The following is a 12,089-nucleotide window of genomic DNA, read 5'->3' as shown; positions in this document are numbered from 1 at the left end:
TCGAAAAACTCCTATTGATTGAAGTTTTGTTTTATGATCTTGCTGGTATGTTTTGTTCTTTTATTTTGAGATAGATTAGTTACTTTGTTTTACTCTGTTGCTTCTTTATGAGCAGCAACATAAAATTCTCCTCTAGTCATTCCATTAGTATAGACCCCTGTAATTTCTAATTTTTCCTCAATTTCTTCTGCTTCTGAGGCTTCAATCTCTTCTAACCCATTTTCAGATTCAATATTTGTTAATTCACCATCTTCAGAAGAGTTTAATTCAATAGCTCCATTATTCGCCAGGTACTTAACTGCTTGATATTCATCAGAGTTTTCATCGATACCTTCAATTTCCCAATATGGATTATCTTCTGTAACTATAACCCCGTTATTCACATTTGTAATGTAATCCATGGCCATTGCTCTAATTGTACCTTCTTCACCGAATTCATTTGTAGAAACCCAAATAGGTTCAAAAGATTTATCTTCGAATATTTCTCCATCACTTAATAATTGATCTAAACGATATTGATTCATTCCTACTTTGATTAAATCGTCATCTTTTACAGGTTCATTTGTTTCTTCAAAAACGACATTTTTAATTCGATTACCATATTCCTCAGTTAAATCGATTGTATAATTTAAACCGCCAAAGGTGTCATAAGTACTATATTTTGAACCTCGGCGTTCTGGGTTGAAACTAACCGTAATATCACCATCATTTAATGTATTAAAATAGTCAGCTGACCATTCCATATAAGTTTTCAATTCTTCCCCTGTCATTTCAAAAACAGATGTTTCTCCAAGAACAAAATTATAATTGTAGTTAATGTCTTTTTTATGGATCGTATCACCTTCTAAATGATGATTCATTTCTGTCAAGGTAGCTACTACATCAGCTTCGCTATAGTGTAGTTGCACTTCATTATAAAATCGATTAATGGGTGTTGAATGAAGAAAATCGTATGGAACCTCAGGAAGTTCGTCATCGTGTGTCATAGGAACACCTTCAATGGTTCCTAAAACTTGGTTTGCGTCATCACGTGCTATTTGATGCTCTTCTGCAATTAATTCTTCAAACTCTAAATCCCTTTCAAAATCTGATATATCAACTGTTTTGGTTTCAACAGATACTTCATTATTACTTTTATTAATCTCTATATTTAAAACGGAGAGATAATTTGCATATGCATCAGGTTCAGTGATAACGACATCATTTACCACTTCTTGGCTAATATTTTCATGCATATGACTAGCAATAATTGCATCTAGTTCAGGAACAGCATTAGCCAAATCTGTGACTCCAGTATTAGGGATGCCGTTTTCATTTTCTAATCCCATGTGCATAACACCTACAAATACATCGGCTTGATCCTCTAATTCAGCTACTACCTTTTTAGTTTCTTCAACTGGATCAATAATATCAAGATATTGACTCAAATCGTTGTCTTTATTAAATAACATGGTAGTAGGAGTTGTCATGCCAATAAGGGCCACATTTACGCCGTCTTTTTCAATGATCTCATAGCCTTGTGCAATTTCAGATCCATCTTCCATAACTAAATTCCCTGCTAATATGGTATTATTAAATTGAGAAATGATGTTTTCCATAGTTTCAGCACCAAAATCAAATTCATGGTTACCTAGCGTCCAAGCATCATACTCTAAGTAATTAAAAGCTTTCACTCCAGGATGTTCTTCTTCATCTGCAAACATATCTATATTATTACCTTGTATCAAATCGCCAGCATCTACTAAAATGACATGATCATTATTTTCTCTATATTCTTTAATAGCTGTAGAAATTTGACTTAAACTTCCATTGGTAATTTCCTCATCGACTTCATAATCCCAAGGCATTAAGAACCCATGTACATCGGCTGTTCCTAATATCGTAATATTCACAGTTTCCTCTTCGGCCTCGGCTTCAGTGCCAGCTTCACACGCACCCAAGACTAGTGCCGCAGTAAGCAATAATATAATTTTTATTTTTCTACTAAGCAAAATAATTCCTCCTTGTGTAATATCATTGGTAGTTATTTGACAATTCATTATCAACTTAATTTTTCGGATTAAGCTTAACTCATTCGGATAGAGGATATATTCATCCCTTAAAGTAATACTTTATAGGTTTGAAATATTTGTAAAGCAAAGGACGCCCATTAAAACAACTACTAACTTTTGTTGACTAAGTATTAAATACTGCTAGATTGACCATCAAAATACTAGATTCTTATTCTTTTGACATGAAGGCAACAAATATTATAGGTGATCGCAAAATGATTAAAAATATGCTTATGATAGTCAAGACAGTGGGCACTTACTTAACTCAATCTACAATGGGGCTACTTTTACTAACTCTTACGTATTTCGCTCAAATAATTGTTTGGACCTTCAACGGTAAAAGGTTAATTAATCCTGCTATAGTTGATTTATTCCCCCCTTCACCGCTAAGGATTATGTTCCCAGTATCTTTCCTCTTTAATTAAAAACCCCCCAAGTGGAAAGCGCTTAAATAAAAATGAACACGGCTTTTTCTGTCTAACTATTAAAACGCCTATTCATTTGCTAACCTAATTGAATTTTGTACATATATTTGCAAATAAATACAAAAAGGGAGCTTATGTTTAAAAAATTAAATCATTTATTGTTGACTATGTATTGGATACATGAATAATCCTGATAACTTTTATTGTATCACTATATTACCAGCAGTGATTCCTTCGTCAATTCGCCTCTCTGTTTGGACGTCCAACAATCTAGGTGTTATCAATATAACATTTAACTACATATGAAGAAACCCTTATTTTGAAAAAGTACTCATTAATTTTCGGAATGTTGGGAAAATTTAAGAGAAGGCTTATTTGATGGAACAGAGACTTTAATGATCATAAAGCGTTTTGTTTTATCGTGATGTTGTAATGGTGAAGACTTAGTTTGATTTATACTATTATCGATAAAAGTTTTTTTAAACAGTATAAGAAAACAAGCATATATGTAGTCAATAAAACTGTCCAGAAAATCAGAAAAAAATGATTTTCTGGATGGTTTTTAATTTCTAGCTAGAAAGAAGTCGAATAATTCTTTAGTTTTGGACTGATATTTTGACAAATTATGAAGTTCATCTGTGATTTAATAGAGCACATACTAGTAAAGAGGTGAACAAACTGTGGCGATGATTTCGAATGTATATGGAGAAAAATTGAAGACCAGTCGTAGCATAAAATGGCTGAAGAGGAGTTACCAGTTTGTGAGTGAAAAGGATTTATTGTTATATATGATTGCTTTTTTATTGGGGCGGGCTGTTATTTTAGATGAGCTTATCCCATTCTCACTAGCTTATTTAGTCAGTGTTTGGGTTGTGAAAAAAGAACGCTGTCGTTTTGTGATTATTTGGAGCTTGCTAGGTGCACTAACGGTAAGTTTTTCAAATTTGGTTATTTTATTAATTAGTTTTTTGTTCTTTGGTTTTTTTGTCTCATTAGGTTTATTTGTTGAATCGAAGAAATACTTACCTTACATCATATTCATCTCTAATCTTCTCGGACGAATAACCTTCATTAGTTTAATGGGAGATTGGACGAGCTATACAGTATTTATCGCTTTTATGGAAGCTCTTCTAAGTGCGGTACTCTTCCTTATTTTTATTCAGAGTACCCCTTTGTTAACGCCAAAACGATATAAGGCAAATTTAAAAAATGAGGAAATGATTTCATTTGTGATTTTATTTACTTCTGTTCTAGCGGGACTTTCAGGGATGGTTATTCGTGGGGTGAGTTTAGACTATATTGTTTCTCGTTATCTTATTTTATTATTTGCACTAACGGGAGGGCCGACGATTGGAGCAACTGTGGGTGTGATAATCGGTCTGATTTTAAGCTTAGTTAATGAGCCGACGCTTGTTCAAATGAGCTTGCTGGCTTTTAGCGGTTTATTAGGTGGCTTGATGAAGGATGGTAAAAAGCTGGCTGTTAGTTTGGGATTATTAATTAGTACATTTTTACTTGGTTTTTATGGTATCGAAATGGGGGGGTTGTTCCCATCTATGCTTGCATCCTTGCTTGCGATCTTTTTGTTTTTAGTCACACCAAAATATGTGATTCATATTATTGCTCGTTATATTCCTGGTACGAATGAACAATTTGAAGAGCAACAACAATATTTACAGAAGCTTCGTGATGTGACGGCAACTCGTATGGAACAATTTTCTGATGTCTTTATGGCCTTATCAAAAACGTTTACAGGCAAGTTAATTGAGCAGCCTGAGATCGAGAATGATCAAAAGGATACAGATGATTTCTTAAGTCATGTCACGGAAAGAACGTGTCAAACATGTTTTAAAAAAGCTTGGTGTTGGTCGGAGCATTTCGATGACACCTATCAGCATATGAAACAAATGAAACATGAATTAAGTGAGAATGGAGCTGTTTCACAGATGACAGAAGCTAAATTTAATAAGCATTGTGTAAAGGCGCATAAAGTTGAAGCGGTTATGAAAGAAGAATTATCTTATTATAAAGCCAATCAACAATTAAGGTGGCAGGTAGGGGAAAGTCGCCGCTTTGTTGCTGACCAATTATTAGGGGTATCAGAAGTGATGAATGATTTTGCTAAGGAAATTGTCAATGAACGTGACCACCATGATCAACAAGAGCAACAAATTATCACGGCACTTCATTCTATTGGTATTGAAGTTGAACAGCTTGATATTTATTCATTACGAAAAGGTGAGATAGATATTGAAATGACGCTATCAGTTTATCAATATCATGGAGAAGGTGATAAGATTATTGCACCCATTTTATCGGATATATTACAAGAAAGTGTTATTGTTAAGGAAGAAGAGGTTTCGCCGATGCCAAATGGTTATTGTTTTTTAATCTTTCATTCGGCTAAGAAATATCAATTAGATGTTGGTATTTCACATGCAGCTCAAAATGGGGGCTTTATTTCTGGAGATAGTTATTCGACGATGGAGTTAGCTGCTGGCAAATTTGCTTTAGCTATTAGTGATGGTATGGGTAATGGCAGACGGGCAAGCGAAGAAAGCATGCAAACGTTAAGATTACTTCAACAAATCCTTCAATCGGGTATTGACGAGCAAGTAGCGATTAAGTCAATTAATTCAGTTCTTTCACTGCGGATGACAGATGAGGTATTTTCGACACTTGATTTAGCAATGGTTGATTTACAAACAGCTTATGTCCAGTTTTTAAAGATTGGTTCTACACCGAGTTTTATTAAACGAGGAAAACAAGTAATTCAAGTAGAATCAAGTAATCTACCGATCGGTATTGTTAAGGAATTTGATGTGGAGGTAGTTGATGAACAACTTCAAGATGGAGATCTATTGATTATGACGAGCGATGGGATTTTTGAGGCTCCAAAGATGGTCGAAAATCAGTCGATTTGGTTAAAACGAATTATTAAGCAGATGAATACTGATGATCCACAGGATATTGCTGATTTATTGCTTGAAGAGGTTATTCGTCAATCATCTGGATTAATTGAAGATGATATGACCATTTTAGTCGGGAAAATAAAACGTTATCAATCACAATGGGCGACAGTTCCAAGTTATCAATCACATGTGAATTAGAAAAATGGGTTGTATAGTCTCTATTTTGAGAAAAAGAGGACATCCATAGGTGACAGCTGATGCTAGTGATTCGCTGGGGAGCTGAGTTTTGGTGAGGCAAGTAATCAGGCTAAGGAAAGTTATGGTGTGATCGCATCATAAGAATAAGTGCATGCTTTATTCATAATCTTAGTCTCAATCAGTAGGAATCACACTGCAAGAAGATTCACTTTATCTACTTTTCCTGTATATAAAAACTTTATTCTGTCGAGAATGAAGATAGTTAATATCAATAGGAGGTAGGGAGAAGTGAAAACAGGGAAATTAAAGCAAATTTTATTAATTACAGATGGGTGTTCAAATCAAGGTGAGGATCCCACATTAGTTGCAAATTATATTCAAGAGCAAGGGATTACTGTTAATGTGATTGGTGTACTTGATCAGAGTGATAAAGAATCTGAAAGTTTAGTAGAAGTAGAAGATATAGCCTCGGCTGGTGGTGGTGTTTGTCAAATTGTTTATCCGCAAGTTTTGACACAAACTGTTCAGGCTGTAACGAAACAGGCCATGACTCAGACGCTACAGGGTGTAGTTAATCAAGAGTTAAAGCAAATTCTTGGTGAAGAACAAACCATTGAAGAATTACCACCTGATCAACGAGGTGAGGTGATGGAAGTCGTTGAGGAGTTAACCGAAACATGTGATATGCAGTTGCTAGTTTTAGTTGATACGAGTGCCAGTATGCAAAAAAAGTTAGCCACTGTTAAAGAAGCGCTGATTGATCTTTCAATAAGTATGAATTCAAGAATAGGTGATAATAAGTTTTCAATTTACTCTTTTCCAGGAAAAAAGAAGGCTATTAATAAAGTGTTAGATTGGTCAGCAAAGCTAGATAAATTAGAAGCTGTTTTTCCAAAACTGACAAGTGGAGGCGTGACCCCAACTGGACCGGCACTTAAAGAAGCTTTATATTCATTTAGTCAATCTGGTTTATTAAGGAGTTTGAGAAAAAATGCTGAGTCAGAAGAAGCCGACTTCAGTTTTTAATTTATCGATCGGCAGTCAATTAGTTGGGAAATGGAATAAACAACGTTATGTTGTTCAACGTATGTTAGGAAAGGGAGCAATAGGTGCTGTTTATTTAGTTAAACGAACGGATGGACGTTTGGTTGCATTGAAAATAAGTGACCAGATAGCTTCTATTTCATCTGAAATTAATGTGCTGCGTAAATTAGCCAAGGTCCAAGGGGGAAGCCCTGGGCCTTCTTTGTTCGAAATAGATGATTGGATAAATGCGAGTGGACAAAGTTATCCATTTTATACGATGGAGTATGTTCAAGGGGAAAGGTTAGATCATTTTCTTAGGAAACGGGGAAGCGGTTGGCTGGGTGTTTTATTTACTCAATTATTAACTGAACTAGAGCAACTCCATCAAGCCGGTTTTGTTTTAGGTGATTTAAAATTAGAAAATGTGATTGTTGCCAAAAATCCAACGCGACTACGTTTTATTGATGTTGGTGGGGTAACCTTGTTTGGGCGAGCGGTAAAAGAGTATACCGAGTTTTATGATCGAGGGTATTGGCAATGTGGCGATCGGAAGGCTGAGCCGAGATATGATCTCTTTTCATTAGCAATGATCGCTTTACACTATGCCTACCCCAACCAATTTAAAAAAACAAAACAACCCAAGCAAATATTGTTAATGAAATTAAAGCAATCCAAAACGCTAACACCATACCACTTCATTTTACAACGTGCCTTGTTAGGTCGCTATCAAAAATGTGATGATATGAAGAAAGATTTTCAGAAGGTTAGCCTAAGTCGCTTGAACAAGAATAAAGCCACTATTACTAACTTATCAGAGCATCAAGAAGTAAGTTGGATCGAAGTCATTATTTTTACTTCTATCAGTTTAATTTTATTTGTCCTTGCAACTTTATAATGATGGGTTTTTCTGATACGATAGTTATCAGAATAAGTGACTAAATGTTTAAAGAAGGTTTAGGCGAATGTTAATAGCAGAAGTTGATCAGTATATAAAAAAACACAATTTAATCGAATCTGGTTCTAAAGTGATGGTAGGTGTCTCTGGAGGTCCTGATTCGATGGCTTTGTTACAATATTTGTTAGAAAAACGAGCTGCTTATCAGTTAGATTTAGTTGCTGTCATTATTGAGCATGGCTTGCGTGGTGAAGAGTCAGAACAAGACATTGAGTATGTTCAACACTTTTGTCAAAAAAATAAAATTAAATTTGAAGCACAACATATTAATGTCATTAAATATAAGGAAGAACATAGATTGGGTACACAGGAAGCGGCCCGAATTCTCCGATACCAAGCCTTCGATCAACTGATGAAGAAACATCAAGCAGATGACTTAGCATTGGCACATCACGCTGACGATCAAGTTGAGACGGTTTATATGAGATTAACAAGAGGAACTCAGCTCGATGCATTACAGGGGATAAAAAATACTCGTCCATTTTCAACAGGCAAGATTATTCGTCCTTTTTTATCGATTACCAAGTCCATGATCGAAGAATTTTGCCGTGAAAAAGGTATTGTACCGAGACGTGATCTATCCAATGAAAAGGATGTCTATACGAGAAATTATTTTAGAATAAATGTTTTACCACAATTAAAGAAGAAAAACCCTAATCTTCCTGAAACAATAATGCATATGTCTGAAAATATAGCAGATGATATTCAATATTTATTCGATCAAACAAAAAGGGTGAGCCAAGAAGTATTAAATATCTCAGAAAACCCAAAAATGGTGACTTGCCAAATTAATAAATTGAAAAAACACCCTCTTGCTTTACAAAGAAGATTGTTTCATCTAATATTAGATTATCTATATGATCATTTGCCAGATGGCTTGAATTACAGGCATGAACAACAGTTTTTCAACCTCGTTAATAGTAGACGTGCGAGTGCATCAATGGATTTACCACTACAGTTAAAAATGATCAAATCTTACCAGTCACTGATCTTTCGCTTCGAACAGGAGAAACAAAGAGAGTATCACTTTCCATTAGCGATACCTGGTCGGACCATTTTGCCCAACCATGATGTGTTAGAAGCAGAAATTGTTGACCGTATTGAAAGCTTACCAACAGATAATAGGACTTTCTATTTACCTGTTAATATTGATCAATACCCATCTTTAGCTATCCGCACGCGTCAACCAGGAGATCGTATCTATCTAGCACACATCAATGGAAGGAAGAAAGTAAAAGCTGTCTTTATTGATAAAAAGATCCCTTTAGAAAAGCGTGATCAATGGCCGCTTCTAGTTCGGGAGGAAGGCGAAGTGCTTTGGGTTGTTGGCTTAGTTAAAAGTAATTTAACAAAACAAGCGAAAGAAGATCATTATATAAAATTAACATATCAATCAAGACATAAGTTTTAGGAGGGTTCGAATGCACAGTGACATTGAGAAAATTTTAGTTTCACAAGAAGAAATTCAAGAAAAGTGTCAAGAATTGGGGTTAAAGCTTGCCGAAGAATATAAGGATAAATTCCCGTTAGCTATTGGTGTACTTAAAGGAGCTTTGCCTTTTATGTCAGATATTCTTCGTCATATGGATACCTATCTAGAGATGGATTTCATGGACGTATCAAGCTATGGTGGTGAAACACGCTCTTCAGGTGAAGTTAAAATTGAAAAAGATTTGAATACAAAAGTAGAAGGAAGAGATTTGCTTATTATTGAAGATATTATTGATTCTGGTCTTACGCTGAATTATTTAGTCGACCTTTTTAAATACCGAAAAGCACGATCAATAAAAATTGTGACGTTGCTTGATAAGCCGGCAGGAAGGACAGTCGATATTAAAGCAGATATCGTTGGTTTTAAAGTACCTAATGAGTTTGTTGTTGGATATGGTTTAGATTATCAAGAGAAGTATCGAAACCTCCCATACATAGGTGTGTTAAAACCACATATTTATGGTGGAGAATAAATGACACCTTAATCATAGTGATAAAACTGTAAATTATTTTAAATAAAACTAAGACATTCCATGATGGAAATGACAAGGACAATATATTTGTCAAGCTTGTTTTTTCTGTGATACTATGTACTATAGTTTTCTCGTTTGGGAGGAGGAAAGTGATGAATCGTATAACACGTAATTTGATTTTTTATTTTGTGATATTTCTTGTTATTCTTTCAGCTATGCAACTTATAACAGGACAAGGTAATAGAACAGAAGAATTTAAATTAAATGAATTTATCGAAGTATTAAGTAATGAAGAAGTTGAAAGTATGGAAATGAGACCATCTAATGGTGTCATGCGAATAACAGGTCACTTAAATGATGAAGACAACACAGAGTTTATTACAAATATTCCGGATAATCCAGATATTGTATCTAGCATTACTTACCAAGCTGCAAATCAAGATATTATTGATGTTCAAGAAGAAGAACAACCAAGTCCATGGCTGAGCTTCTTGATGACATTAGCCCCATTTATTATCATTGTGATTATTTTCATGTTCTTAATGAATCAATCACAAGGTGGCGGAAACAAAGTGATGAATTTCGGCAAAAGTAAAGCTAAGATGTACAATGAAGAGAAGAAAAAGGTTAGCTTTAATGATGTCGCAGGTGCTGATGAGGAAAAGCAAGAGCTCATTGAAGTGGTTGATTTCTTAAAAGACCCTCGGAAGTTTGCCGCGATTGGCGCAAAAATTCCAAAAGGGATGCTTTTAGTCGGTCCTCCAGGAACAGGTAAAACTTTACTTGCTCGAGCTGTTGCAGGAGAAGCGGGTGTGCCGTTCTTCTCAATCAGTGGTTCTGACTTTGTTGAAATGTTTGTTGGTGTTGGTGCATCACGAGTTCGTGATTTATTTGAAAATGCTAAAAAGAATGCACCTTGTATTATTTTCATTGATGAGATAGACGCAGTCGGTCGTCAACGTGGTGCCGGTGTTGGTGGTGGCCACGATGAACGTGAGCAAACGCTGAACCAATTACTCGTAGAGATGGATGGTTTTGGTGATAATGAGGGAGTTATTATTATTGCTGCGACAAACCGCGCCGATATTTTAGACCCTGCTTTACTTCGTCCAGGCCGTTTTGATCGACAAATAATGGTAGATCGTCCAGATTTAAAAGGACGAGAGGCTATTCTACAAGTTCACGCTCGTAATAAACCTTTAGCTGAAGACATTAATTTAGAAACCATCGCTATGCGTACACCAGGTTTTTCTGGTGCCGATTTAGAAAATTTATTAAACGAAGCGGCACTTGTTGCTGCTCGGAGTGATAAAAGACAAATTGAACCGGAAGATATTGATGAGGCAACAGATCGCGTGATTGCTGGTCCTGCTAAGAAGAGCCGAGTGATTTCTGAAAAAGAACGAAATATTGTTGCTTACCATGAGAGTGGCCATACGATTATCGGTATGGTACTTGATGAAGCAGACTTGGTTCATAAGGTTACGATTGTCCCGCGGGGTCAAGCGGGTGGATATGCAGTTATGTTGCCAAAGGAAGACCGCTACTTTATGACGAAACCAGAACTGCTTTCTAAAATTACAGGTCTATTAGGTGGTCGTGTTGCTGAGGAAATTATTTTTAATGAAGTAAGCACAGGGGCACATAACGATTTTCAACGTGCGACAAGTATGGTCCGTAAGATGGTTACAGAATACGGCATGAGTGATAAAATTGGACCGTTACAATTTAACGGTAATAATGACCAAGTCTTTTTAGGTCGAGATATGCAAAGTGAAGCAAGTTATAGTGATGCGATTGCTTATGAAATTGATCAAGAGATGCAGAGCTTGATTAATATATGTTATGAACATGCAAAGGAAATTCTGACTGAACATAAGGATAAGTTAGAATTAATTGCTCAAACCTTATTAAAAGTAGAAACTCTAGATGCATCCCAAATTAAATCATTATTTGAAACCGGAGAATTACCGGAATCTGTTGTATCTGAACAAAATGGCGAGTCTGAAGTAGACTCAAGTCAAAAGGAAGATACAGAAGAGATCAAAGTAAATATTCAATCAAAGGATGAACCTGAAGAAGCTATCACATCAGATTCAAAAGAATCTGAGCAAAATATCGATGAGTCATCTACAATGGAAGAAAACGAAAGAGAAGATTAAATAAAATTAAACCAGGCTGAGACCTTACATAAAAGGCTTTAACCTGGTTTTTTATTTAGAAATAGAGAGGGATACTAGCGAAAGTCATCCTTTGTGCAGAACTTATTTGTGAGTTATGAGCAGTATCTTTTGTTTACATTGAATAATGTTACGTTTTATTGTTAAAAGTATTATAGTCAAAGTCGTCATGATTTCAATTAACTATTGGCTCTATCCTTGTTTACTTTTAAAGCTTTCATTTTAAAAGTTTGCGGTGAATCAAAAACGGTGAATGGATTAATACTAGTAAAGCTTTCCTTTATTTAGAAGCTGTTTTAGGTTGAGGAAGCTACTTTTTTGTTAGACCTATGGATCAACTTTTTAACTATTTCATTAGATCGGGAAATGAAGCCTTTC

General features: G+C 35.4%; 7 protein-coding genes. 6 read left to right on the top strand and 1 reads right to left on the bottom strand.

The features are described 5' to 3' along the window. Positions 1-89: 89 nt before the first annotated feature. A complete protein-coding gene (locus ACS127_RS04615) occupies positions 90-1,991 on the bottom strand; it encodes a bifunctional metallophosphatase/5'-nucleotidase (protein WP_440897249.1) in 1,902 nt (633 codons plus the stop codon). 1,171 nt (positions 1,992-3,162) lie between these two features. Here ACS127_RS04615 and spoIIE point away from each other — a divergent pair. The 6 genes from spoIIE to ftsH all read left to right on the top strand — a co-directional run bounded on the left by spoIIE (position 3,163) and on the right by ftsH (position 11,693). Next, complete coding sequence (spoIIE, locus tag ACS127_RS04610; protein WP_440898077.1) at positions 3,163-5,586, top strand: stage II sporulation protein E; 2,424 nt, start codon at positions 3,163-3,165, stop codon at positions 5,584-5,586. A 288-nt stretch (positions 5,587-5,874) separates the two neighbouring features. After that, positions 5,875-6,612 (top strand): VWA domain-containing protein, encoded by a 738-nt coding sequence (locus ACS127_RS04605; protein WP_440897247.1) that lies wholly within the window; start codon positions 5,875-5,877, stop codon positions 6,610-6,612. Beyond that, complete coding sequence (locus ACS127_RS04600) at positions 6,578-7,507, top strand: serine/threonine protein kinase (RefSeq protein ID WP_440897246.1); 930 nt, start codon at positions 6,578-6,580, stop codon at positions 7,505-7,507. Before ACS127_RS04605 ends, ACS127_RS04600 begins: the two co-directional genes overlap by 35 nt. Before the next feature lie 67 nt (positions 7,508-7,574). Beyond that, positions 7,575-8,978 carry a tRNA lysidine(34) synthetase TilS gene (tilS, locus tag ACS127_RS04595; RefSeq protein WP_440897245.1) on the top strand — a complete coding sequence of 468 codons (1,404 nt, stop codon included), beginning with the start codon at positions 7,575-7,577 and terminating at the stop codon, positions 8,976-8,978. A gap of 10 nt (positions 8,979-8,988) precedes the next feature. Further along, on the top strand, positions 8,989-9,531 hold the full coding sequence (gene hpt, locus ACS127_RS04590; RefSeq protein WP_440897244.1) for a hypoxanthine phosphoribosyltransferase: 543 nt from the start codon (positions 8,989-8,991) through the stop codon (positions 9,529-9,531). A 152-nt stretch (positions 9,532-9,683) separates the two neighbouring features. Next, on the top strand, positions 9,684-11,693 hold the full coding sequence (ftsH, locus tag ACS127_RS04585; RefSeq protein ID WP_440897243.1) for an ATP-dependent zinc metalloprotease FtsH: 2,010 nt from the start codon (positions 9,684-9,686) through the stop codon (positions 11,691-11,693). The last annotated feature ends 396 nt before the right edge of the window (positions 11,694-12,089 follow it).

The sequence above is a fragment of the Amphibacillus sp. Q70 genome, assembly GCF_052055485.1.
GTDB lineage: Bacteria > Bacillota > Bacilli > Bacillales > Amphibacillaceae > Amphibacillus.
This window is presented reverse-complemented; position numbering and strand designations above follow the sequence as displayed.